This is a genomic window from Flavobacterium hungaricum (assembly GCF_015182285.1).
GTDB classification, from domain to species: domain Bacteria; phylum Bacteroidota; class Bacteroidia; order Flavobacteriales; family Flavobacteriaceae; genus Flavobacterium; species Flavobacterium hungaricum.
Map to the genome: position 1 here is coordinate 354,966 of NZ_PRDM01000002.1, position 24,981 is coordinate 379,946.

General features: G+C 34.6%; 23 protein-coding genes. 10 read left to right on the plus strand and 13 right to left on the minus strand.

Going from position 1 to position 24,981, the window contains the following annotated elements; all coding sequences use genetic code 11:
- Positions 1–71 precede the first annotated feature (71 nt).
- Entirely contained in the window at positions 72–773 is a 702-nt protein-coding gene (locus C4F50_RS09305) for a porin family protein (RefSeq protein WP_193846218.1), read from the plus strand.
- Here C4F50_RS09305 and C4F50_RS09310 read toward each other — a convergent pair.
- The gene (locus tag C4F50_RS09310; protein ID WP_228011996.1) at positions 768–1,373 is read right to left on the minus strand and encodes a hypothetical protein; all 606 of its coding nucleotides are present in this window, start codon (positions 1,371–1,373) and stop codon (positions 768–770) included. The two genes, C4F50_RS09305 and C4F50_RS09310, sit on opposite strands and share 6 nt — an antisense overlap.
- 254 nt (positions 1,374–1,627) lie before the next feature.
- Between C4F50_RS09310 and C4F50_RS09315 the strand changes: the two genes are divergently transcribed.
- The 5 genes from C4F50_RS09315 (at position 1,628) to C4F50_RS09335 (ending at position 6,754) form a co-directional block, all read left to right on the plus strand.
- The gene (locus C4F50_RS09315; RefSeq protein ID WP_193846220.1) at positions 1,628–4,099 is read left to right on the plus strand and encodes a bifunctional UDP-N-acetylmuramoyl-tripeptide:D-alanyl-D-alanine ligase/alanine racemase; all 2,472 of its coding nucleotides are present in this window, start codon (positions 1,628–1,630) and stop codon (positions 4,097–4,099) included.
- A 70-nt stretch (positions 4,100–4,169) separates the two neighbouring features.
- Positions 4,170–4,553 carry a large conductance mechanosensitive channel protein MscL gene (gene mscL / locus C4F50_RS09320; RefSeq protein WP_193846221.1) on the plus strand — a complete coding sequence of 128 codons (384 nt, stop codon included), beginning with the start codon at positions 4,170–4,172 and terminating at the stop codon, positions 4,551–4,553.
- Positions 4,554–4,729: 176 nt separating this feature from the next.
- Positions 4,730–5,719 (plus strand): aspartate-semialdehyde dehydrogenase, encoded by a 990-nt coding sequence (locus C4F50_RS09325; RefSeq protein WP_193846229.1) that lies wholly within the window; start codon positions 4,730–4,732, stop codon positions 5,717–5,719.
- A gap of 155 nt (positions 5,720–5,874) precedes the next feature.
- Positions 5,875–6,282 (plus strand): immunity 22 family protein, encoded by a 408-nt coding sequence (locus C4F50_RS09330; protein ID WP_193846231.1) that lies wholly within the window; start codon positions 5,875–5,877, stop codon positions 6,280–6,282.
- A gap of 73 nt (positions 6,283–6,355) precedes the next feature.
- A complete protein-coding gene (locus C4F50_RS09335) occupies positions 6,356–6,754 on the plus strand; it encodes an SMI1/KNR4 family protein (RefSeq protein WP_193846233.1) in 399 nt (132 codons plus the stop codon).
- A gap of 39 nt (positions 6,755–6,793) precedes the next feature.
- Here the strand turns inward: C4F50_RS09335 and C4F50_RS09340 are convergent, their stop codons facing one another.
- The 3 genes from C4F50_RS09340 to C4F50_RS09350 form a co-directional block, all read right to left on the minus strand.
- Complete coding sequence (locus tag C4F50_RS09340) at positions 6,794–7,111, minus strand: 2Fe-2S iron-sulfur cluster-binding family protein (protein WP_026982672.1); 318 nt, start codon at positions 7,109–7,111, stop codon at positions 6,794–6,796.
- 181 nt (positions 7,112–7,292) lie between these two features.
- Positions 7,293–7,532 (minus strand): NifU family protein, encoded by a 240-nt coding sequence (locus tag C4F50_RS09345; RefSeq protein ID WP_057116000.1) that lies wholly within the window; start codon positions 7,530–7,532, stop codon positions 7,293–7,295.
- A gap of 148 nt (positions 7,533–7,680) precedes the next feature.
- Entirely contained in the window at positions 7,681–8,811 is a 1,131-nt protein-coding gene (locus C4F50_RS09350; RefSeq protein WP_193846235.1) for an Mrp/NBP35 family ATP-binding protein, read from the minus strand.
- Positions 8,812–9,225: 414 nt separating this feature from the next.
- On the opposite strand from C4F50_RS09350, the gene C4F50_RS09355 reads away from it, so the two are divergent.
- On the plus strand, positions 9,226–10,821 hold the full coding sequence (locus tag C4F50_RS09355) for a L,D-transpeptidase family protein (protein WP_193846237.1): 1,596 nt from the start codon (positions 9,226–9,228) through the stop codon (positions 10,819–10,821).
- A 62-nt stretch (positions 10,822–10,883) separates the two neighbouring features.
- On the opposite strand, the gene C4F50_RS09360 is transcribed toward C4F50_RS09355, so the two are convergent.
- The 3 genes from C4F50_RS09360 to C4F50_RS09370 form a co-directional block, all read right to left on the minus strand.
- Positions 10,884–13,310 carry an ABC transporter permease gene (locus C4F50_RS09360; RefSeq protein ID WP_193846239.1) on the minus strand — a complete coding sequence of 809 codons (2,427 nt, stop codon included), beginning with the start codon at positions 13,308–13,310 and terminating at the stop codon, positions 10,884–10,886.
- Positions 13,311–13,428: 118 nt separating this feature from the next.
- Positions 13,429–14,136: an ABC transporter ATP-binding protein gene (locus C4F50_RS09365; RefSeq protein ID WP_193846241.1), complete on the minus strand. Its 708-nt coding sequence runs from the start codon at positions 14,134–14,136 to the stop codon at positions 13,429–13,431.
- Between the two features lie 175 nt (positions 14,137–14,311).
- Positions 14,312–15,550 (minus strand): efflux RND transporter periplasmic adaptor subunit, encoded by a 1,239-nt coding sequence (locus tag C4F50_RS09370; RefSeq protein WP_194139138.1) that lies wholly within the window; start codon positions 15,548–15,550, stop codon positions 14,312–14,314.
- A 159-nt stretch (positions 15,551–15,709) separates the two neighbouring features.
- Between C4F50_RS09370 and C4F50_RS09375 the strand changes: the two genes are divergently transcribed.
- Together C4F50_RS09375 and C4F50_RS09380 are read left to right on the plus strand one after the other, a co-directional pair.
- Entirely contained in the window at positions 15,710–17,074 is a 1,365-nt protein-coding gene (locus C4F50_RS09375) for a sigma-54-dependent transcriptional regulator (protein ID WP_193846243.1), read from the plus strand.
- Between the two features lie 145 nt (positions 17,075–17,219).
- Positions 17,220–18,545: a sensor histidine kinase gene (locus C4F50_RS09380; protein WP_193846245.1), complete on the plus strand. Its 1,326-nt coding sequence runs from the start codon at positions 17,220–17,222 to the stop codon at positions 18,543–18,545.
- A gap of 100 nt (positions 18,546–18,645) precedes the next feature.
- On the opposite strand, the gene C4F50_RS09385 is transcribed toward C4F50_RS09380, so the two are convergent.
- From C4F50_RS09385 to C4F50_RS09405, 5 genes are all read right to left on the minus strand, one after another.
- Positions 18,646–18,972 carry an MGMT family protein gene (locus C4F50_RS09385; RefSeq protein WP_193846247.1) on the minus strand — a complete coding sequence of 109 codons (327 nt, stop codon included), beginning with the start codon at positions 18,970–18,972 and terminating at the stop codon, positions 18,646–18,648.
- Positions 18,973–19,114: 142 nt separating this feature from the next.
- Positions 19,115–19,753 (minus strand): LysE family transporter, encoded by a 639-nt coding sequence (locus C4F50_RS09390; RefSeq protein WP_193846249.1) that lies wholly within the window; start codon positions 19,751–19,753, stop codon positions 19,115–19,117.
- Positions 19,754–19,795: 42 nt separating this feature from the next.
- Positions 19,796–20,473, minus strand: a complete 678-nt coding sequence (gene trmB / locus C4F50_RS09395; protein ID WP_194139139.1) for a tRNA (guanosine(46)-N7)-methyltransferase TrmB — start codon at positions 20,471–20,473, stop codon at positions 19,796–19,798.
- 663 nt (positions 20,474–21,136) lie between these two features.
- Positions 21,137–22,522 (minus strand): ammonium transporter, encoded by a 1,386-nt coding sequence (locus C4F50_RS09400; protein WP_193846251.1) that lies wholly within the window; start codon positions 22,520–22,522, stop codon positions 21,137–21,139.
- A gap of 261 nt (positions 22,523–22,783) precedes the next feature.
- On the minus strand, positions 22,784–23,272 hold the full coding sequence (locus C4F50_RS09405; RefSeq protein ID WP_193846253.1) for a nuclear transport factor 2 family protein: 489 nt from the start codon (positions 23,270–23,272) through the stop codon (positions 22,784–22,786).
- A gap of 249 nt (positions 23,273–23,521) precedes the next feature.
- Between C4F50_RS09405 and C4F50_RS09410 the strand changes: the two genes are divergently transcribed.
- Entirely contained in the window at positions 23,522–24,190 is a 669-nt protein-coding gene (locus C4F50_RS09410; RefSeq protein WP_193846255.1) for a hypothetical protein, read from the plus strand.
- Positions 24,191–24,409: 219 nt separating this feature from the next.
- On the opposite strand, the gene C4F50_RS09415 is transcribed toward C4F50_RS09410, so the two are convergent.
- Positions 24,410–24,724 carry an HPF/RaiA family ribosome-associated protein gene (locus C4F50_RS09415; RefSeq protein ID WP_193846257.1) on the minus strand — a complete coding sequence of 105 codons (315 nt, stop codon included), beginning with the start codon at positions 24,722–24,724 and terminating at the stop codon, positions 24,410–24,412.
- Between the last annotated feature and the right edge of the window lie 257 nt (positions 24,725–24,981).

Consider the following 24,981-nt stretch of genomic DNA (forward strand, 5'->3'; position numbering starts at 1 on the left):
ATATTTGTATATGAAATAAATTGGGTTTGAAAACCGTTTGTTTTGAAAACCTCTAAAAATAAATCTTCAATATGCGAATTATATACAGCTGTTTCATTTTACTTTCTAGTTTTTACTCTCTTGCACAAGAAGTTAAACCCGAAGTAAAACCGTTGGTCAAAATTGACTCGCTGTATCGAGAAGATCAGTTTTATTTTTCGATTACCTATAATATGTTTACCGACATTCCGCAGCAGTTTAAGCAAAATAAATTTTCTCTCGGACTTTCGGGCGGTTTTCTTCGCGACATGCCTCTTAACAAAAACAGGAACATAGCTATTGCGACAGGTTTAGGATTAAGTTATCAAAACTATTTTCAAAATCTGACTATTTCTAAAGATGCTTCTGGAACAATTGCTTATGGCGTAAGCGACTACGGACAATTTGTGTCTAACCGCTACAGACAGTATACTGTAGAACTTCCGATAGAATTTAGATGGCGCAACTCTACTTTTGAGAGTTATAAATTCTGGCGTATTTATGGGGGGATGAAATTGAGTTATATTTTTTCTAATACTTCCATTTTAGATGACGGCATACAGACTTTCAGAATCAATAATAATAAAGACATCAATAAATTTCAGTACGGACCTTATATTTCTGCGGGTTATAATACTTGGAATCTTTATATTTATTATGGTTTAAGTCCGTTGTTTAAATCGGCTGCGACTGTAAACGGCGATAAGCTTAGTTTGAAAACCCTAAATGCAGGTTTGATTTTTTATATCCTATAACCACAAGTATAAAAAAAGCAGCTGCGGCATAATCCCGACAAACAATCCGATTAATATTTCTCTAGAAGTATGTGCGTTCATTTCTAAGCGTGACGAAGCCACAATTCCAGAAAGCAAAATAAGTAATGCAGTCCAATACGGATTGTGCATTTGAAGGTGAATATTGAGCCCGATAACAAAAATTGTAAAACCTCCTATCGCGGTCATGTGCAAACTTGCTTTTATTTTGAAAAGCGCACAAATCAAAGCCGTAATTGTACTGAATAAAGCGCCAAGAAAAAAGAAATGAAGCTCTGGATAACGAATAATTACAATACTTCTCTTAACCAATAAAATATACAAAAAACATTGTAAAACCAGCGGAATTGTACGTTCTGAGGTCTGGCTCAGCATAATAGATTTTACATGCCCGGTTGATTTTAGCAATAAATAAAACAAAACAGGAACAATTACATTGATCACCAATATTTGAAATAAAACAAAATATTTTTCCTGAGTACTAAACAGATCTCCTTTGTAAAACAAATAGAATAAAGTGGCGTAAAGCGATATAAAAATCGGATGCAGTATATAAGAGAAGATTGGGAGAAACTTTTTCAAAATACAAAAATTAGTGGTGTAAAAACAAATATACTTTTTTGCGAGATATTAGAGAATTATAAAAGATTGTTTTTTTTATTTTTTTACCGCGAATTCACAAATTTTAAAGCTATTCAAAAAGACAAAATCTGCGAAAATCATTTTAATCTGCCACAAAAAAAGCTGCGCAGCAAAAAAGAAAATTTAGTGCTAATTCGTGAATTCGTGGCAAATTAATTCTGAATACCGTAATTTTGAATAAAAGAAATTTCTAAATGAGCCTAAACTTAAAAAGCCTGATTTCAGTTCTTAATGCTGATTGGGCCGGTACCGATAAAGATGTTTTTATTGATCATATTTCAATTGACAGCCGTTCACTTCAAAACGGATCTCAAACTTTGTTTTTTGCTTTGGCAGGCGTTAATAACGATGCTCATTCATTTATTCCGGATCTGATAAAAAACGGAGTCCAGAATTTTGTTGTGCAGTATATTCCTGAAAATTATGCTGATAAAGCCAATTTTTTGGTGGTAGAAAATACATTACAGGCACTGCAGGAATTTGCGGCATATTATAGAAATCTTTTTCATTTTCCTATTATCGGATTAACGGGAAGCAACGGAAAAACCATTGTAAAAGAATGGCTTAATTTTTTACTGAGCCCAGATTTTAATATTATCAGAAGTCCTAAAAGCTATAATTCTCAAGTTGGAGTACCGCTTTCGGTAATTGCCATAAATGAAAAACATAATTTAGGAATTTTTGAAGCTGGAATTTCCACTGTAAACGAAATGGGTAAGCTTGAGAAAATCATCAGACCTACAATTGGTGTTCTTACCAATATTGGTTCTGCACATGATGAGGGTTTTAAAAATTTGGTGCAGAAGATTGATGAGAAATTACTTTTGTTTAAAGAATGTCCGGTAATTATTTATCAAAAAAACGAAATCGTTGATTCTTGTTTATCGCAGTTTGCTGCCGAATATATGATGCATCCTCGAAAACTTTTTTCATGGAGTTTTACAGATCAGAGTGCAGCAGTTTTTATTTCGAAAAAAGAAACCAAAAATGAAGACACAGTAATTCAATATCGCTATAAAAACGAAAATTTTACTTTAGAAATTCCGTTTAGTGATTCGGCTTCAGTAGAAAACGCCATTTCATGTCTTTTGGTTCTGCTTTATTTTAATTATGACCAGAACGCCATTCAAAGTCGAATTAAAATGCTTTATCCGGTGCGCATGCGTTTGGAAGTAAAAAACGGAATTAATAATTGCAGTATCATTGATGATAGTTATAGTTCTGATTTTCAGTCGCTGAAAATTGCGTTGGATTTTCTGGAAAGCCAGAAGAAAAAAGGCGCTTCTAAAACCGTTATTCTGTCGGATATTTTTCAAAGCGGTTTCACAAATGAAGAATTGTATTCTAAAGTTGCCCAGCTTATTTCAGACAATAAAATAAACCGTGTAATTGGTATCGGGCCAACAATTTCGTCTTTTAAAAATCAGTTTGAAAACAGTACCATGTTTCCAAACACAGCTGATTTTATAGCAGCAATTGAGCATCTAAATTTCAATAACGAAACCATTTTAGTTAAAGGAGCAAGATCATTTCAGTTTGAAGAAATTGTATCACTTCTCGAAGAAAAGACTCATGAAACAGTTCTGGAGATTAATCTCGACGCTATCAGCCAAAATTATAATTATTTTAAAGCTAAACTCGCTACTAATGTCAAAATGATGGCAATGGTAAAAGCATTTGGTTACGGGAACGGAGGTTTGGAAATTGCAAAATTATTAGAGCATCATAAAGTAGATTATTTGGGAGTGGCTTTTGCCGATGAAGGAATTTTGCTGAAAAACGGCGGCATAAAATTACCGATTATGGTTTTAAATCCAGAATCAACTAGTTTTCCTTCCATTATTCAATATCAATTAGAACCAGAAATTTACAGTATAAAAGGATTAAATGCGTTCTTGAAAATAGCGCGCGAAAAGAATTTAAAAGATTTTCCGATTCATATAAAAATCGATACCGGAATGCATCGTTTAGGATTTGAAGAGAATACGCTGGAAGACCTGATTCAAACCTTAAAAGGGAATTCGACGGTTCGTGTTCAAAGTGTGTTATCGCATTTGGCAACAAGTGACGATCCTAAACATTATGATTTTGTGAATAAACAAATTGCGTTGTTCGAGAAACTGTCTTCACGATTAATCAGCGAATTAAATATTAATCCGATTCGTCATATTTTAAATACCTCTGGAATCAGTAATTTTCCTAATGCACAGTACAATATGGTGCGTTTAGGAATTGGCTTATACGGAGTTTCAAACGATCCGGCTGAACAAAAGTATCTGGAAAATGTTGGAACCTTAAAATCCATTATTTCGCAGGTTCGTACCATTCCCGCAGGCGACAGCGTAGGTTACGGAAGAAGATTTATGGCCGAAAAAGAAACCAAAATTGCTACAATACCGATTGGTTACGCTGACGGAATTGCAAGATTGTGGGGTAACGAAGTTGGTTTTGTGGTCATAAAAAATCAAAAAGCCAAGATAGTCGGCAGTGTTTGTATGGATATGTTAATGGTAAACGTAACCGAAATTGACTGCAAAGAAGGCGATTCTGTAGTGATTTTCGGCGAAAGCCCAACTGTTATAGAAATGGCTGAGGCGCTAAAAACGATTCCGTACGAAATTATGACGAGTATTTCGCAGCGAGTAAAAAGGGTATTTTTCAGATAATTTTTAGAACTATCCAGAAAAATTGCGTATTTTCGATATTCATTATATTTAAAAACTAAACAAATCAGATATGGGATTTTTTTCTGAATTTAAGGCATTTGCAATGAAAGGCAATGTAGTTGACCTTGCTGTTGCAGTAATTATTGGAGCTGCTTTTGGTAAAATTGTAAGTTCATTTATTGAAGACGTAATTACACCATTAGTATTAAAACCGGCTCTGGATGCGGCTAATTTGTCTAAAATAGAGGATTTGGTAGCTTTTGGCGGGGTTAAGTACGGTATGTTTCTTTCGGCTGTAATTAACTTTATTATTGTGGCATTTGTTTTATTCCTGATTATTAAAGCAATAAACAGCCTTAAAAAGAAAGAAGAACCAGCACCAAATCAACCTGCAGCACCAACTCAGGAAGAATTGCTTACACAGATTAGAGATTTATTAAAAAATAAACAATAAGATATAATACCGCTACACTAAGTCTAACTTAACCGCTTCTTGATTGGAGCGGTTTTTTTTATATTTTGTTTGAATTATAACATTTTGTTATTTTTTGTGAAGCACATTGTTTTGTTTTTTATTATAGCTACTTTTGTAACTCAAATTAGATTAATTGATATTATAAAAATATAAAAATGAGAATAGCGGTTGTAGGCGCTACCGGAATGGTGGGCGAAGTAATGCTTAAAGTTTTAGCGGAAAGAAATTTTCCTGTTACAGAATTAATTCCTGTTGCATCTGAAAGATCAGTTGGAAAAGAAATCGAATATAAAGGTACAAAATATAAAGTGGTAGGTTTACAAACAGCAGTTGACATGAAAGCAGATATCGCTGTTTTCTCTGCTGGAGGAGATACATCTTTAGAATGGGCGCCAAAATTTGCTGCTGCAGGAACAACCGTTATCGATAACTCATCTGCTTGGAGAATGGATCCTACTAAAAAATTGGTAGTTCCAGAAATCAATGCTTCTGTTTTGACTAAAGAAGATAAAATCATTGCAAACCCAAACTGTTCTACAATTCAGATGGTTTTGGCTTTGGCTCCATTGCATCAAAAATACAACATCAGAAGAATCATTGTTTCTACTTACCAATCGATCACTGGAACGGGTGTAAAAGCGGTAAAACAATTAGAAAATGAGTATGCTGGAGTGCAGGGAGATATGGCATACAAATATCCAATTCACAGAAATGCGATTCCACACTGCGATAGTTTTGAAGAAAACGGATACACTAAAGAAGAAATGAAATTGGTTCGTGAGACTCAAAAAATCCTTGGTGACAATACTATCAGAGTTACGGCTACTGCAGTTCGTGTTCCGGTTGTAGGCGGACACAGTGAGGCGGTAAATGTGGAGTTTACTAATGATTTTGATGTAAATGAAGTTCGCGAAATCCTGCACCATACAGATGGGGTAACAGTTCAGGATAATTTAGATACCTTTACTTATCCGATGCCATTGTATGCAGAAGGTAAAAATGATGTTTTTGTTGGAAGAATCCGTCGTGACGAAAGCCAGGAAAATACTTTAAACATGTGGATTGTAGCTGATAATCTAAGAAAAGGCGCGGCGACAAACACGATTCAAATCGCTGAATATTTAATTCAAGCTGGTTTGGTATAAGCTGAGAGATTAAAGAAAATTGTTATATATTTGAGAAAACCGTGATTGCATTTGTGATTACGGTTTTTTTTTTGATTTAAAGAGATGATAACTTGTTTTGTCGGAATTACGGCTAAAGAATGGAGAGACAACAATATTGCTAAAAAAAATAAACTATGGCAACAGAAAGCAGTCATTTTTGGCTTGGGACTTTTAAAACTGAAAAAGAGTTTTTTGATTTTTTTGGAGAAGATCAAAATTATTATTCTGATAAAGAAGACGATAATGATGAAAAATACATTTCCGAATTTGCTAAATCTCAAGGAGAATACTCAGTCGATCATGACTTTATGGAATGCGGATTTGAAAATGACCAGATTTCTTTTGAAGAAAAATTTAGTAAATATTCTTATTCTAGTCAGTGGCTGGCAGAAGCTCAAAAAAGACTGCAGAATTTAGGCCTAAATCTGGAAGATATTAATGCGGCAGCCTTTATTACAAGCAATGAGATTAAGAAGCCGATATCAATAAAAAACACTAATTTCAACATAATCTATATTGGCGAAATTGAATATGAGATATAAGCCTGTCAGGTTTTAAAATGGATCAGAATATTTTTAAGAGCTAAGAAATTAAATGAATAATTAAAAACTAAATATGCCATTTCCAATTGATGAAAAATATATAATCGAGTCTGAGGAAGAATTAGGGCTTGAATTTCCGCTTTTATTTAAAGAAAAAATGATAGTAGAAAATGGAGGTGAAGTTGTAACAGAAGATGACAATTGGAATCTTTATCCATTTTTTGATAAAAGCGATCAAAAGAGGATAAGCCGAACTTGTAATCACCTTATTTTAGAAACCAAACAAGCAAAAGAATGGTCAAATTTTCCTCCTCATGCGGTGGCTGTTGCAGGAAATGGCTGTGGAGATTACTTATTGCTTCTTGCTGTAGAAAATACCAAGCAACTAGGTGAAAAAATTTATCTGTGGAGACATGAAACCGGCGATTTTGAACTAGTGGCCGAAAATCTAAAAGAGTTGACAGCAAGCTAACAAAAAAGCGAGAATTATAATTCTCGCTTTTTTTATATTTTAGTATTCAGGAGCCAATTCTAACTCTAAACCCTCTAATTCTGTAGTAATTGGAATCTGACAACCTAAACGGCTGTTAGATTTAACGTAAAAAGCTTCAGAAAGCATTGCTTCTTCTTCGTCTCCCATTTCTGGTAATGCAACATCGTTAAGAACATAGCATTGGCATGAGGCACACATGGCCATTCCGCCGCAAGTTCCTTCAACAGGAAGTTCGTACGCTTTGCATAACTCCATAATATTCATTGCCATATCAGTAGGAGCCTGTAATTCGTGAATAACTCCTTCTCGATCTTTAATCTTTATTAATACATCCATTTTAACTATTGGAATTTTATTGTAGGATTTGAAAACGTGTACAAATCCGTATAATTAATTTTAGCGTTTCGATTTCTGTTTTTGGCTTATTCTAATGCAATATCAAAGAAAAAATAGGATGCATTACTTTTTAGACACCTTAAATTATGTAAAAACATAAAGTCGAAAACAATCAAACTTGCTACATAATATTTACCACTGTTTCAATTTGTGGAGCATATTTTTTTATTGTTGTTTCAACACCCGCTTTTAGCGTCATTTGATTTACGCTACAGCTAATACAAGCTCCTTCCAAACGAACTTTTACATGTTTGTCGTCTTCGATAGAAATTAATGAAATATCTCCACCATCAGATTTTAAAAATGGTCTTATCTCGTCAAGAGCTAGTAATACATTGTTTGTTAATTCTTCTGTTGTCATACTTTTTTTTAATTAGAAAATTTGTCAATTAGATAATTAGATAATATCATTCATTGTCTAATAATCTCCTTTTCTTATTATTTTATTTTGGTTAGAAAATTTGTCAATTAAATAATTATCTGATTATCTAATTGTCACATTATCTCAATTAATTCTTTTTCACAGCAGAGCATCCCGCCATTGTTGTAATCTTGATAGCTTCAGTTGCTGGTAAGCTTTCGTTTCTGTTTACTGTTTCCTGTACAACATTTCTAGTAATTTCTTCGAATACTTTCTCAATTGGAGAACCTGTCTGCAATGCAGCCGGACGACCGTAATCTCCTGCTTCACGAATAGATTGTACAATTGGAACTTCTCCTAAAAATGGAACTTCTAAATCGGCAGCCAGGTTTTTTGCTCCTTCTTGTCCGAAAATATAATATTTGTTTTCAGGTAATTCTTGCGGCGTAAAATAAGCCATATTTTCAATAATTCCTAAAACAGGAACATTGATATTATCCTGCATAAACATTGCTACTCCTTTTTTAGCATCAGCAAGTGCTACAGCTTGCGGTGTACTTACCACAACAGCTCCAGTAATAGGAAGCGATTGCATGATAGATAAGTGAATATCTCCAGTTCCAGGAGGTAAATCAAGAAGCATAAAGTCTAATTCTCCCCAATCTGCATCAAAAATCATTTGGTTTAATGCTTTTGCAGCCATTGGGCCTCTCCAGATTACAGCTTGACTTGGAGCAGTAAAAAATCCGATAGAAAGCATTTTGATTTCGTAGCTTTCAATTGGTTTCATTTTAGATTTTCCATCAACAGTGATCGAAACCGGTTTTTCGTTTTCAACGTCAAACATAATCGGCATCGAAGGTCCGTAAATATCCGCATCCAAAACACCAACTTTAAAGCCCATTTTTGCAAGCGTTACCGCTAAATTTGCTGTTACAGTAGATTTTCCTACTCCTCCTTTTCCAGAAGCAACGGCAATTATATTTTTTATTCCAGGAATTGCACGGCCTTTAATTTCAGGTTTTTCCGGCGATTCTACTTTAATATTTACTTTAACTTTTGCATCAGGCGATATTAAGTCGTGTATTGTTTTTTTAATATCATCTTCGGCTCTTTTTTTAATATGCATTGCAGGTGTGTGCAATACTAAATCTACAACAGCTTCGTCTCCAAAAGTAATAACATTGGTTACAGCACCGCTTTCAACCATATTTTTTCCCTCTCCAGCTATAGTAATTGTTTCTAAGGCTTTAAGAATTTCTTTTCTATCTAATTTCATTGTAATGGGCTATTTGTATTGTACAAAATCAGAATATAAGATTATCTTTATTTAAACTGATTTCAGGGTGCAAAGATAACAGATTAAGTTCGGAATTAAACGTTTTTTGAATTGTAATTATTGATATTGAGATTATTCAAAATTATTCTTATTTAAGAGGCAGCATGCGAATGATTAAAAACAAAAGTTTCACCCTTCCTGTTAAACTCTATTTATAAGTTGTAACAATTGTTGTTTTTGTCTAAATTTTCTTCTTTTTTTAAATGGCGTTCTCGTAAAACTTCTTTATATTTGAGTACCCTAAATCGCTGATTCTAAAACAAAAAAAGTAGACAAAAACTTAATTTTATAAATCTTCTATTGAGTTTTAGATATTTTTTTAAAAGTTATAATTTCAACTTAAACTTTAAAAATATGCGAAATTTTATTTTTTCAGCGATGCTGATTACAATCAGCTTTTTTGCATTTTCATTCAAGTCGTTTCCAGATAAATTAGAAAATAGAACAAATGAGGTTCTATCAAGTTATGCTGTCATTACGATTGATGCCGCTTCTATGAATGCATTTTTTAAAAAATATCCAAAACTAAAAAAGTATCAGAAAGACGTTGAGGCTATTTATAAAGCCAAGCAATACCAATCCATTTGGTATGATGATAAAAACATTTCTGAATTTGGGGCATTATTATATCAGAAAGTAAATGTCCTTAAAGATCAAGGAATAAATAGTAAAATGCCCTATAAAGAAGTAATTGATCAAGCATTTAACGAAAGTGACAATATTGTGCCTCCGCAATTGGATACCGAATTACTGCTTACCAATATGTACGTTTTTTATGCCAGTAATGTGTATTCTGGTGTAGATCCGGCGACTTTAAAGAAAATTGGCTGGTATCTGCCTGCCAAAACCATTTCGTATGCCAAAATTTTAGATTCACTTATCGTAGATACCAATCGATTGAATGAAGATGATTATCTGCTGTTCAATCAATATTACAAACTTCAGGATGCTTTAAAGAAGTATCGAAAAATAGAAAAAGACAATCTTTGGCAGAAAATTACCATTGACAGCGCCAATTACAAAGATTTAAGACCCGATGATACTGCAATTGCAATCAAGCAGATTAGACAGCGCTTATTTGTAGTGGGAGATCTCAAGCAAGACAATAAAAGTGATGTTTATGATGAAGAATTAATGGCAGGCGTTTTAAATTATAAAAGAAGGTACAATCTAAAATTAAATTACGCGATAACGAGAGATCACATTACACAGCTGAACGAACCGATCAGCAAAAGAATCAAAACTATTATGCTGAATATGGAGCGCTGCCGCTGGATTCCGACCCAGTTAACAAGAGCAAATGAATATATTATGGTCAATATTCCGTCTTTTAGAATGTTTTATATCAAAGATGGAAAATATGCGCTGGTCTCTGATATTTTTGTTGGAAATCGCTTAAGCGAAACCGTGATCTTTAGCGGTACCATGGATCGCATTGTTTTTAGTCCCTATTGGTATGTTCCCAACAGCATTATCCAAAACGAATTAAAATTGCAGATAGCCCGAGATAAAAACTATCTGGCAGATCACGATATGGAGTGGAACGGAGGTAAAGTAAGACAGAAACCGGGGCCTAAAAATTCTCTTGGTCTGGTGAAATTTATGTTTCCAAATCCCAATGATATCTACATGCACGATACGCCGGCAAAAAGTTTGTTTGAATTTGAAAAACGAACTTTCAGTCATGGCTGTATTAATGTCAAAGAAGCAAAAGAACTGGCATTAACAATTTTAAAAGATGATCCCGACTGGCCCGCAGCTAAAATCGATAAGGCAATGAATGGGGAAAAAGAAACAACCTGCATGCTTAAAAATAAAATCCCTGTTTATATTGGTTATTTTACTGCTTGGGTGCAGGACAACGGCGAAATCAATTTTTTTCCAGATGTCTACGGAAGAGACGACAGCTTAGACAAACTGCTGTATTCTGATGATGTGACAATGAAGTAAAATAAAAGCCCTACGGATTTAACTGAAATCTGTCGGGCTTCTTAAAAAAATGGTCTACAAGTTTATTCGTATTTAAGATACTTCAATACATCTATTTTGGTTACCTGATACGCTTTTGTCAACACTATAAAAAGCGTTAGAAACACAAGAGAAATCAATGCAATACCAAAGGGAACGGGAGAAACTCCAATTCTGAAAGCGAAATCTTCGAGCCATTTTTGTAATAAAATATAAGCAGGAACAATTCCGATTCCAAATCCCATTAGACAGAAAAGAATATATTGTTTTGATAATTCTTTTAATAAAATATTGGTTTCTGCTCCCAACGTTTTTCTAATGGCGATTTCTTTCAGTCTTCTCTCCATCGAAAATGATGCCAAAGCGAACAATCCGAACACAGCAATTATAATAACAACCATATTTAAGATAAAAAACAGGTTTTTCTGCTTCACTTGTTCTTCATAAGTTTTGGCAAAACCTTTATTAACAAATTCATAATCAAAAGGATAGTCTGGGTTTACGTTTTTGTCCCAATATAATTTCAATTTTTCTAACGTTTCTGTTAAATTATTTGGAGAAACCTTTACAAACACATTATTAAAGTTATTCCATTTTAAAGTTTTAAGATTAATAAATACCATTGGCGGCACTTTGTTTTGCAGACCAGTAATGTTAAAATCTTTTACAACCCCAACGATTTTAAATTTCAAATTACCTTTTTCATCTCCCCATCCAGAGGTTACAACAGTATTGATTGGGTTTTTAAGGTTTAATGCTTTTACCAGCGTTTCATTCATCAGCATACTATTAATAGTGTCTGAGGCGAACTTTGGAGACAAATCACGTCCTTGAACAATTTTGATTTTCATCATATCCAGAAAACCAAAATCCATTTCGACATTTCTAGGCTGTACAAAAATACCATTGTGTTTAAAACCAGAACTAGAGTTGGTGCTTCCTCCAAAAGAACCCGCAAACGTAGAAACATCTACAACTCCAGGGATTTTTGCTATTTCTTGTTTGTCAACCAAATATTGTTCTGTTCTCTTTGATCGATCTGGTTTGTTGTACGGAATCGAAATTACTTGATCACCGCTGAAACCGAGATCTTTATTCATCATAAAATTTACCTGAGAATTGACAATCAAAGCGCCAATGATAAAAAACGCAGCGATCCCGAACTGAAAAATAAGCATCGAATTTCGAATCCAAATACCGCTTTTACTTCTCGAAAAATTACCTTTTAAGACTTTTAAAGTTTCAAAATTAGAGATGTACACAGCAGGAAATATACCGCCTAGAATAATAACTAATCCAAATATCACAATAAGCTGCAGGTAAAATTCGCTGCCGTTTATAGTCAGATTCTTTCCTAAAAAGTTGTTGTAAAAAGGTAATGAAAGCTCTACAATAGCAAGTGCAAAAACAATCGCAAGAAGCACCATTATAGCAGTTTCAAAAATAAACTGAGTAATAATCTGCTTTTTGGTTGCGCCTACAATTTTACGAACACCAACTTCTTTGGCACGTTTTATTGCCGATGCCGTTGCAAGATTAATATAGTTTACGAGTGATAAAACCAGAATTAAAAGAGATAACCCAGCCATGATGTAAAGCAGTTTTAAATTGCCGACACCTTCAGGAAAATTAGAGCCGGAAGCTTTGGTTCCATGCAGACGAGAAGTCTTTAACTGATCTAGAATAATTTTAATTTCGCCATTCTCTTTTACATATTGTTCTACCGTCTGGCCGCTTTCTTTGGCATCTTTTACAGTTCGGTTTACAAAGTTTACATTATGCATTTTCTTTAAAACCAAAGCAGGATCAATACCTTTTTTAATTTTAATCAAGAAACCGTAATTAAAATTCCCCCATCTATTTTCGTCTCCATCTCGTTTTACACCGCTAAAAACATAATTGGGCTCTATAGACGAAGGTCTGGTAATGCGATAAACCGATTTTACGGTATAATTTGAAGATCCGTAAAAAATAGACTTACCAATTGGATTCTCATCTTTAAAAAGTAATTTGGCTTGTTCCTCAGAAACGGCAACAGCGTTTTTTTCTTTAAGAATATTTGTTTTGGCTCCTTTTAAAATTTCGAAAGGGAAAAAATCAAAGAAATTATTATCACTGACCATTATTTTTTTAGTCAATAATTTTTGATCCCGATATTTGATGATATCCTGATCGTACCAAGTATTAAAAAAACAGATTCTTTCGATTTCAGGAATAGAAGCTTTGCAGGTTTCTCCAAACGGAATCGAGCTGGTAGCCCAAGTATCGCCCGTCGTTCCGATTTTGTTCAGTACCATGTACGTATCTTCTTTTCCGGGATTCCATTGATCGTACGAATGTTCATTATTCCAATACAAAATCGCGAAAATCACACCCGCAATCCCGATGCTTAATCCTAAAACATTTAAAAGCGAAAACAGTTTGCTTTGTTTTAAATGGTAGATAAATATTTTAAACCAGTTGAAAATCATTTTTCTTATAATTTTATAGTTGTTTTTGGCTGTTTTGTTCTAAATAAGAGTCAGTATTCTGCAGACAAATTCTATCAGAATCACGAATGCGGCAACAATAAATTTGATCATTTTTTAATTATTTAGCGTCCATAAAAACATCAACATTACGTTGATTTAATTTTTCAGAAAATATAACTCCGTCTTTCATATGAATGGTTCTTTGCGAAAAAGAAGCATCATAATCAGAGTGGGTAACCATCAGGATTGTAGCGCCTTTAGCGTGTAAATCGGTTAAAAGTTCCATTACTTCATTACCGTTTTTACTGTCTAAGTTTCCGGTAGGCTCATCGGCAAGGATAATTTTAGGGTCGTTTACCAAAGCTCTCGCTACCGCAACTCTTTGCTGTTGTCCTCCAGAAAGCTGCTGCGGAAAATGTTTTAATCGGTGCGAAATATTTAATTTTTCTGCAATGGCTTCAATTTTTTGTTTTCTTTCTGAAGCCTTTACATTGTTGTAAAGCAAAGGCAGTTCGATATTATCGTAAACAGAAAGCTCATCGATCAGGTTAAAGTTTTGGAAAATAAAACCAATGTTTTCTTTTCGCACTTTAGCTCGTCCTTTTTCTTTAAGACCAATCATTTCGTGGTCTAATAATTTGTAACTGCCGTCGTTTGCGCTGTCTAGAAGTCCGATAATATTTAGTAAAGTCGATTTACCGCATCCAGACGGTCCCATAATAGTTAAAAAATCCCCTTTTTTAATTTCTAAATTGATACCGCTCAAAGCAGCCGTTTCTATTTCTTCTGTTCTAAAAACTTTGGTTAAATTCTGAATCGTGATCATAATTTTTTAAGGTTTTGAAATGTTATTAAATACGTTTTTTGATTGATGATTGAAATGATTGTTTTTTTTGTTTTTTGTTGTTTCAAGTTTCATGTTTATGCGGCTCGTTACCTGAAACTTGAAACCTGAAACCTGAAACCTGAAACCTGAAACTTGAAACCTGAAACAAAAGAACCTATTCTAATGCGAGTTCTTCGATATCTTTATAATCTGAATAAGAAGACGTAATTACAGATTCTCCTTCTTTTACGCCTTCGAGAACTTCATAATACGACGGGTTTTCGCGTCCTAATTTGATGGTTCTTCTTTCGGCTTTGGTTCCTTTTACTACAAAAATCCATTTGCCGGCTGTTTCCTGATTAAAGCTTCCTTTCGGGATTACCAGAGTTTTATTTTTCTCCGATAAAATTAGTTTTACACCAAAACTAAGTCCGTCCTGCAAAGTGATGTTTTCTTTTGATGTGAAAGCCAATTCGACTGTAAAACGCCCGCCTTTAACTTCTGGAATTACTTTGGTTACCAAGACTTCCAGATTAGAACCTTTAAATTCTACTTGGCCCTTTAAACCTTCTCTGATTTTTTCCAGATAAAATTCATCTACTTCAGCCACAAGTTTATATCCTTTATTAGAATCAATTTTTCCGATGCTTGCGCCGGCTTGAAACGTCTTTCCTAAAACAGGTTCAAAAGAAGTTAATCTTCCTGTTTCGGGTGCTGTGATCAGGAAGTTTTTTTTGTTATTTCTAAGAATGTCCAAACTTTTTTCCATAGTCTGAATTGAACGATTGATCTGCGAAATCTGAACCTGATTGCTCTGTTTTTCTTTTTGAATGCTCTGCTGAATCGTTCTTTTGCGTTCTTCCTGAAAACGAAGACTTTCTTTAAAAGTATTCCAGTCATTTTTAGAAATTACATCCTTGTCATAAAGCTTAGAATTCATGTCGTACAATCTTTTCGCATCGTTATAATCATGTTCAATTAAAACAAAATCTTTAGTCAGGTTTAATTCTTGATTTCTAATATTTAATTTCCCTGTATTCAGATTGTTGATTTGCTCAATAATAGCCGTTTCCTGAGTCAGATAATTCAATTCTGTATTTGGATTGTACAAACGTGCCAGCGATTGTCCTTTGGTTACCATAGCTCCATTTTCTACAAAAATTTCTTTTACAGAACCGCCTTCGGTCACATTTACCAGCATTACATTCAAGGGTTCTACTTTTGCCTGAAAAACAACAAAATCTTCAAAAAATGCCATTTCTGCTTTTTGAATGGTCAATTCTTCGGTTTTTACATTTAAACTTCTTTTGGTATTAAACGAAAAAAACACGATGGCAGCCAAAGCGAAAAAAACAGCAATTGCTATTGTGACATATCTAAATTTTTTATTTTTACGAGGAATTATCTTGTCCATTTCTTTAATAATTTGCTGATAGTCAATAGGTAAATACTGTGCCATAAAAATTATTATTTGTAAAGCATTGATTTTAAAGAGCCTTTTAAAATGGATTGAAAAAAGCAGTGTTCGATAATGAACAGTTGACCGTTCGAAAGCGAACACAAAACAGAAATCATGCGAAAAAAACAGGCCCAAATATTAATCGTTGACGATCAGGAAGAAATTCTTTTTTCGGCAAAAATGATTCTTAAAAAACATTTTGAGACCATTTTTACAGCAAACAGCCCCAAAAAAATCATTTCCGTTTTAAATGAAAATGAAATAAATGTGGTTTTGCTGGATATGAATTACCGCATTGGTTTTGAAGACGGGCGCGAAGGAATTCATTGGCTCAAAGAAATTAAAACACTTTCTCCCAATACAATCGTAATCTTAATGACTGCCTTCGGTAAAATTGAAACTGCGGTTGAGGGCATTAAAATCGGCGCTTTTGATTATGTTTTAAAACCTTGGAACAACGAAAAACTGCTCGAAATAATTGATAAAGCAGTAACAGAAAGCAGAAAAAACAGTAAAAAAACGACCGCTGAAAAATCAGAACAGACCGAAAAAAGATATTTTGTCGGCAATTCTGCAAAAATAAAACAAGCCTATTCTATAGCAGAAAAAGTGGCCAGAACCGATGCTAACGTCCTTATTTTGGGTGAAAACGGAACTGGAAAATATGTTTTTGCTGCATTCATTCATCAAAATTCAGAAAGAAAAAACCAATCCTTTGTACATGTTGATTTGGGTTCTTTGAGTGATAATTTGTTTGAAAGTGAACTTTTTGGTTATGCCAAAGGTGCTTTTACAGATGCCAAAGCAGATACAGCAGGAAGATTTGAAACGGCTCAAAACGGAACTATATTTCTGGATGAAATCGGGAATATTCCGCTTCATCTTCAGGCTAAATTATTACACGTTCTGCAGACTAAAACCGTTACGCGTTTGGGCGAAAGCAAACCAAGACCGCTGAATGTTCGTGTCATTGCGGCAACCAACAGCGATATTAAAACCGACGTCAAGAATAAAACCTTCCGTGAAGATTTATTGTACAGAATCAATACGATGGAAATTAATCTGCCTGCTTTACGCGAAAGGAAAGAAGATATTGTACCAATGGCACATTTTATCTTAGATCAAATTGCCGAAAAATACAACCATGGTCCCGAAGTTTCGGGATGGCAGTTCGACGAAAATGCCGCGCCTTATCTCGAAAAATATCCGTGGAAAGGAAATGTCCGTGAAATGGAAAATAAGATAGAACGCGCTCTTATTTTGGCAGAAAACAATACCATTTCGGTTTTGGATTTGGATATTCTGGACTTTGAAGAAATTCAAGAAAACGATGAAAATCCGCTTTCTGAAATGGAAAAAGGGGCAATCGAAAAAGCTTTATTCAAACACAACGGAAACATTAGCAAAACCGCAGAAGAATTAGGTTTGTCACGCGCCGCTTTATACAGAAGAATCGAAAAATACGATTTGAAGAATTGAAGAAAATAAATAGCGTCCAGCTTTAGCTGGAAAAAATAAGTAAAGATTCGAGGCTTTAGCCAAATGAGTATGTTTGGCTAAAGCCCTGTTTCTGTAAATAATATTATACCTCCAGCTAAAGCTTGGAGGCAATTCAAACAAAAAAATGAAGAATTGGAAATTTTATAACGCTTTGTTTGTGAGAGTTTTGTTTTTAATGATACTCTTTCTCTGCAGCGCTTTTTTGTTTTACAAAGGATTCCGGTTCAATGCTATTTTAGTCGGGGTTTTTGGCGGGATATTTTTGTTTGAAATGTATTTCTTCATTAAAAATCAATCGCTGTTTTATGAGAAAACCATCAATTCTATTCTGCACAACGACTTTTCGACCAATTTTCCAGAGGAACATAAAAAGGCTAATTTTAATAGTCTGTATCAGTTGTACGATACTTTAAAAGTGCAAAAGCAAGAGCAAAGTTCAAAAGAGTTAATTTATCGTTCGATTTTAAACAGTATTGATACAGCAGCTTTAATCTTAGAAAAAGAAAACGACACCTGGTCTATTTTTATAATGAACGATTGTTTTTCCAGATTGTTCAAAGTGCCAAAAGTAAGTCATTGGAAATACCTTAAAAATTATCTTCCCGGACTGTGCAGTGAAATTGAAAATGTGGGTTTCAGCGAACTTAAAACGGCAATTTCTATTAAAATTGAAGATCAGGATCTGCAGACATTTATGCTTCAGACATCGCTTACACAGACCTACAACAAAGAATATTTTATTGTTTTATTGGATAGTATTCAACGTGTTATTGAGAAAAAAGAAAAAGAGGCTTGGATCAATTTGATGAAAATTATTTCACACGAATTAATGAATTCGCTGACGCCGATTCGAGCGCTTTCGCAAAACCTGCTTCATATTGTAGATCAGGAAGAATTGGAAGAAGATGATTTTGAAGACATTAAAAACAGTATTGCTACCATAATTAACAGAAGCGATCATTTGCAGGTTTTTGTCGAAAACTATAGAAAACTGGCGATGCTGCCAACGCCAAACAAACAAATGGTACAAATTAATGCTTTGTTTGGAGACTGCCTGCGAATTATGAATCCGATATTAAAAGCTGAGAATATCGAATTGATCAATGAAATCAATAGTTCGCGTTCTATCCTAATTGATAAAAACCAAATGGAACAGGTGCTTATTAATTTGATTACCAACAGCATTCACGCATTAAAAGAAAAGTCGGAAAAGAAATTAATTCTTTCCAGTTATACCGAAAACAACCGTTTTTTTATTGTCATTTCGGACAATGGGCGAGGAGTAGATCAAGAAATTCGGGACAAAGTTTTCCTGCCTTTTTTCACCACCAGAAAAGACGGCGCCGGAATCGGATTGACGCTTTCTAAAAATATTATAGAAGCACACGGCGGTTATTTAAGTTACCAAACCGATAAAGATAAAACCGACTTTGTGATTTGTTTGATTTAGTTTTTTTGTACCATAATTTTACCGCAAAGACGCAAAGTAATAAGCGCAAAGGTTCGCAAAGCTTGAATAAACTTTGCTAACCTTTGCGGTAAAATCTCGCTTATATTTCAATATCGGGTTTCCAAAAGTGTTTCTCAAAATCCACAATCTGATTATTGACTACTTTAATGCCTTCGTTTTCTAAAAGCTGCTGCATTAAATTAGTTCCGTCAAAGTGATGTTTTCCTGTCAAAAGTCCTTTTTGGTTTACAACCCGGTGTGCCGGAACATCGTCCATATTATGGCAGGCATTCATCGCCCAGCCCACCATTCTGGCAGAACGCGCGGTTCCTAAAGCTTTTGCAATGGCGCCATAAGAAGTTACTTTGCCAAACGGGATCTGTCGTGCAATTGCATATACTCTTTCAAAAAAGTTTTCCTCAGCCATAATTTATTTTACCACAGATTAAAAGATTATAGAGATTAAAAATAAAAAAAAACAATTAGCTAAATCTGCAGAATCTTCGAGAAAAATAAACCATCAGAAAAGAAGACTTTTTTAATCCTTTACTCTGGCGGCACAAAATATATTAACCGAAATAGTAATTCAGGATATTAAAAAGAGTAAGTAAAGCTACTAGTCCCGTAATGCTGCCAATTATCTTATTCATATTACGCATCAGATAATCGGTTTTCTTTTCGATTCTTCCAAAAAAAGCGATGTAACTGTAAAGTGCTGCAAAAGATCCTAAAACAGAACCAAAAACAAAAGTAAAGATCACATTGTTTTCAAAAGCAAAAAGGTGATACGAAGCCAAGGCAACGCTCACCACAACGTAATACGGAATTGGAAAAAAGTTTAATCCAGAAAGCAGCATTCCTAAAAAGAAACGACTTTTTTTACTGCTCTTCTTAATTTTAGATTTCTTCTTAGATTTTGGTTCTTTTGCTATAAAAAGAAAGTAAACTGTTAGAATTGAAAAAATCACAAATCCAACTTCGCGCAACAGGGTTACTACATCCGGTCGATTATCGATAACACGGGCAAATAAAACCGCGACCAAAACCTGAAAAAAGATAACCAAAACAGCGCCTATTGTAAACCATAAAGCATTCTTTTTCCCTTCTTTCAGGTTGATTTTTGCAGCTGTCATGTTGATTAAACCAGGAGGAATAATTCCGATGAAAGCGGCTATGAAACCTGAAAAAAGAGGAGTAAGTAATGCCATTCAAGTAAGGTAATAGGTTGTGATATTGTTTTGAAAATTAAGTTAGTCCTTAATTTTGAAACGAATATACGTAATTGCCTTGTTAATTTCTAAATATTGTTTTTCATAAAAAGTCTGAATCGCTGTAACCACTTCTGGACTTCCTTCGTTTTTGTACACATTATGGTTCGCGTACAAAACTTCGTGGCCTTCTCCATGTAATAATCCAAGCGTGTAGCCGTGCATAAATTCGCTGTCCGTTTTAAGGTTTACGACACCATCTTTTTTAAGGATTTTTTTGTACAATTTCAAGAACTCAGAATTGGTCATTCTGTGTTTGGTTCTTTTGTATTTGATCTGCGGATCTGGAAAAGTGATCCAGATTTCGTCTACTTCGCCTTCAGCAAAAATATGATTGATCAATTCGATCTGCGTGCGAACAAAAGCCACATTATGAAGTCCGTTTTCTACAGCGGTTTTGGCACCTCTCCAGAAACGAGCCCCTTTAATATCGATTCCGATAAAATTTTTGTCTGGGTATTTCTCTGCTAATCCAACAGAATATTCTCCTTTACCGCATCCTAATTCTAAAACTAATGGATTATCATTTTTAAAGAAATCAGAATTCCATTTTCCTTTTAAAGGCATTAAATCGCCTACAACTTCTTCACGCGTTGGCTGAAAAACGTTTTGAAATGTTTCGTTTTCTCTGAATCTTTTTAGTTTGTTTTTACTTCCCACTTTTACAAAAATTTTCGGCAAAATTAAGGAATATAAACGAATGAATGCTGTGTAATTGCGGTTTAAATTTTACAGCCACGAATTCACGAATTGTTTTTATTTGTTTTTGCCGCAGATTTTAGAGATTAAATGGATTTTCGAATCTGTGCGTTGAATTTTATAGCCACGAATTCACGAATTGTTTTTATTTTTTTGGGCGCAGATTTTAGAGATTAAAAGGATTTTCAAATCTGTGCGTTGAATTTTATAGGCACGAATTCACGAATTGTTTTTATTTGTTTTGTCGCAGATTTTAGGGATTAAATGGATTTTTGAATCTGTGCGTTGAATTTTACAGCCACGAATTCACGAATTGTTTTTATTTGTTTTGTCGCAGATTTTAGAGATTAAATGGATTTTCGAATCTGTGTGTTGAATTTTACAGCCACGAATTCACGAATTGTTTTTATTTTTTTTGCCGCAGATTTCACAGATTAAAAGGATTTTCGAATCTGTGCGTTGAGTTTTATAGCCACGAATTCACGAATTGTTTTTATTTTTTTTGCCGCAGATTTTAGAGATTAAATGGATTTTCGAATCTGTGTGTTGAATTTTATAGCCACGAATTCACGTATTTAAAGGAAAATAATTCGTGAATTCGTGGCTATCTTTTAAAGATAATTTTTAATGATATTCTGGTGTTTCAGGAACGGCTAACATTTTTGGATCAAGGGTTTCATCATGCTGCGATAAATCCAGTCCGATGTGTTCTGATTCTTCTGAAACTCTCAGCGGAATAATAAAGTTGGTTACTTTGAATAAGAAATAAGCTCCGAAGAACGTAAAAATAGAAACCAAAACAAGCGCCATCATATGGTGTCCGAAAACATTCCATCCGCCGTGAAGCAAGCTGGCATCTTCGCCATGAGCAAAAATTGCCGTAAGGATCATTCCCATAATACCGCCCACACCGTGACAGGCAAAAACATCAAGCGTATCATCAAAACGTTTAGAGAAACGGCAGTTTACAGCAGAGTTAGAAACCAAAGCCGTTACAAATCCGAAGAACATACTTTCTGGAACCGATACAAAACCCGCGGCAGGCGTAATCGCTACAAGTCCTACAACGGCACCAATACAAGCGCCAAGAGCAGAGACTTTTCTACCGTTCATTCGATCAAAGAAAATCCAGGTTAACATTGCTGCGGCCGATGAAGTTGTAGTCGTTGCAAAAGCCATAGCGGCCGTTCCGTTAGCGGCAAGCGCAGATCCGGCATTAAATCCGAACCAGCCAAACCAAAGCATTCCTGTTCCTAATAATACAAACGGAATATTGGTCGGAATATGCTGGCTGTTTTTTCTTTTTCCTAAAACAATAACTCCAGCCAAAGCTGCAAATCCAGAACTCATATGTACTACGGTTCCTCCTGCGAAATCTTTTACGCCAAAGTAACTTCCTAAAACTCCGGTTGGGTACCAAACGGCGTGACATAAAGGAGCATATATAAAAATGGTAAATAAGCTGATGAAAACTAAATAAGAGATAAATCGAACGCGTTCTGCAAACGAACCCGTGATAATTGCGGGACAGATAATGGCAAATTTCATCTGAAAAAGTGCAAAAAGCATAAACGGAATCGTATTTGCCAATTGTTTGTGAGGCAGAATACTCACGTAATCCATAAAAGCAAAAGTAAACGGATTTCCGAAGAAACTATAAAAATGATCTCCAGAACCAAAACCAATCGGTTCTCCAAAAGCTAAGCTGAAAGCCACCACAACCCATAAAAGCGTTACTACTCCCAAACAAATAAAACTTTGAAGCATGGTAGAAATAACATTCTTTTTACCTACCATTCCGCCATAAAAAAAAGACAATCCCGGAGTCATGATCAGAACCAGACAGCAAGAAGTAAGCATCCAGGCAACATCTGCGGTTACAATGTGATCGGTTGTTCCAAATTTTGATAGAACATAATTATTCTCTGTTACAGTTGGCCAAAATGCACCGATAATGCATACGACACTTATCATTATAAAGGAAATGATCCAGCGTTTTTCTATTTTCATTTTCAAATACTTTGTTTAACCCTATTTTTTTTGGGGTCAAAGTTAAAAAAAAATAAAGATTTAGATTTTAAGGGCTGTTAAATTAGAGGTGTTGGTTTTATTTTGGTTGATTTTGTAAAATTTAAGTGCTTTTTTTGAAACTATCTTATTTTGAACTTCAAAAAAAGCACTGTTTTTGCCGAATTTATTAAAATTAATTCGATAAACTATTTTATAAACTGCTATAAAAGTTATGTTTATAAAAACAATTAGTAAAAATGTTTATTTTTTTTGAAGCTTCGAAATTAAAACGTCTTCAACTGGCGATTTGATTTTGATTGCAGCGTTTACCTCATCATTCGGAATTGTCATTGACAACACATAATGTTGAATTTTCCATTCGTTACCCACTTTTACCAAAACCCCAGAACCGCGGCAGATTTTCATTTGAGTATCTAGTAATTCGTCAAACCAAGCAATTTTTCCCGATTTGTCAAAAAAGATATGACGCTCCAGAGCGGTAAAATTCCACGTGGTTCCTTTGTCAAAATAAGGCTTTGCCCAAGCTTTAAAAGCAGGTTTTGTCCAGTTTTCAGTAGCATCCGTTCCGATATAGACGGCATCGTCACTTAAAGCGCTGAAATAGGCTTCAAATTTTACGTCGGCAGCAGCTTCGTGCCAAGCGTCTAATGTTTTGTTGATTTTGTCTTTGTCGGTTTGCGCATTCGCGAAAGCAGCAATAAATAATAGGAGTAAAGTGATTTTTTTCATGAGAGATAAATTAAAAGTTTAAAGTTAAGAATGATTTTGAATGAAGAGAAGGGTTTCACGCAGATTTTACAGATTCAGGCAGATTTTAAATTAATCAATCTGCGTCGATCAGCTTAAATCTGCTCCATCTGCGTGAAACAAAAAAACAGTTTTCACAATATTTAAAATTCATTAACAAATGAACTTATATCACTTATGGTTTAAATTCAAAAAACAAGTATATTTGAGAGCTTTAAAAATACCCAGATCATGAATACAAAAATCTACATAAGTTCCGTTATAATTTCTTCGCTGCTTTTAGTTTCCTGCAAAAAAGAATTAGAACCGCAAGAAACTACCGCTACTTCTGAATTAATCAGACTTGGACTTGCAAAAGATACTACCACAGCGCCAGCAGCTGCAGGAACTGTACAAACCCAAATGGCAAATCCAAATACGGTTTTGAATGATACTAAAGGAATAAATCCTGCACACGGACAGCCAGGACATCGTTGTGATATTGCGGTTGGCGCGCCTTTAAATTCGGCTCCGTCACCACAAGGACAAGTTACGGCAGCACCGGCAGGGCAGACAATTCAGGTAAATCCGAACCAGACGCAGGTGGTAACAACCACTGCGGCACCAGTAAAAACAGCAAAAGGAATGAATCCGCCGCACGGACAGCCGGGGCACAGATGTGATATTCCGGTTGGAGCACCTTTAAATTCGCCTGCACCAAAAACTACTGCTGCGACCACAAATACAGCTCAAAGTGGTTCTGTTTCTCAAAATTTTACAGTTACGCCACAAGCAAATCCAGTTCCGGCATTGTTAAGTACAGAAGGAGAAACAAAAGTTGCCGACGGAATGAATCCCGCACACGGACAACCAGGACACCGTTGCGATGTCGCAGTTGGAGCGCCTCTTCCAAAATCTTAAGGAGGTAACAAAGGTTCAAAGTTACAAAGGTTCACAGTGACAAAGTTTCAGAGCGACAAAGTTACAAAGTTACAAAGGTTCACATTGACAAAAGTTCAAAGTAACAAATTTTCAAAGTAACAAATTTTCAAAGTAATAAAATAAAAAAGTGACAAAGGCTATAAGTTTTCTCTAAGCCTTTGTCACTTTGTTGCTTTGTCACTTTGCATCTATAATTAATTAATGTGCTTTTATTTTTTCGAAAGTTGTAGTCAACGATTTTTTAGCTTTTGCCAAAGCGCCGCTAAAAGCTTTTTCTAACGTATCTGCATGGTCGGTAACCGTGATTGGCTGTAATTTTACAGGACGAACTTCGATTACACATTTTTTGTCATGCAGACTGAATTTTTCGCCATTCTCATCTCCAAAGTGAATTTCGACACGAGTAATTTTATCTTGAAAACGATCTAAGCTTTTTTCTACTTCCGCAGCAAAATAAGATTCTAATCTAGCGCTTCCTTCAATGTTTTTGTCGGTGTTGATTTGTACTTTCATAATGGGTTATATTTAATGATTGTTTCTCAAACTTATTTATTTAAAAAGAAAAAGACAAGCGAGTTAAGGAAAGATTATGAAAATTTTAATTATTTATTTTTTCAATTTTGTAATTTCGACCTGAAAGAAATTCTGCTATTATAATTTTAGTTAAATAAAAGAAAAAACTTACAAAATAATTTTGTTTTTCATATGTTTGCAGTCCTAAAACTTCAAATAATGAACACAAACAAAAATCTTGCCCGTACGGCATGCTG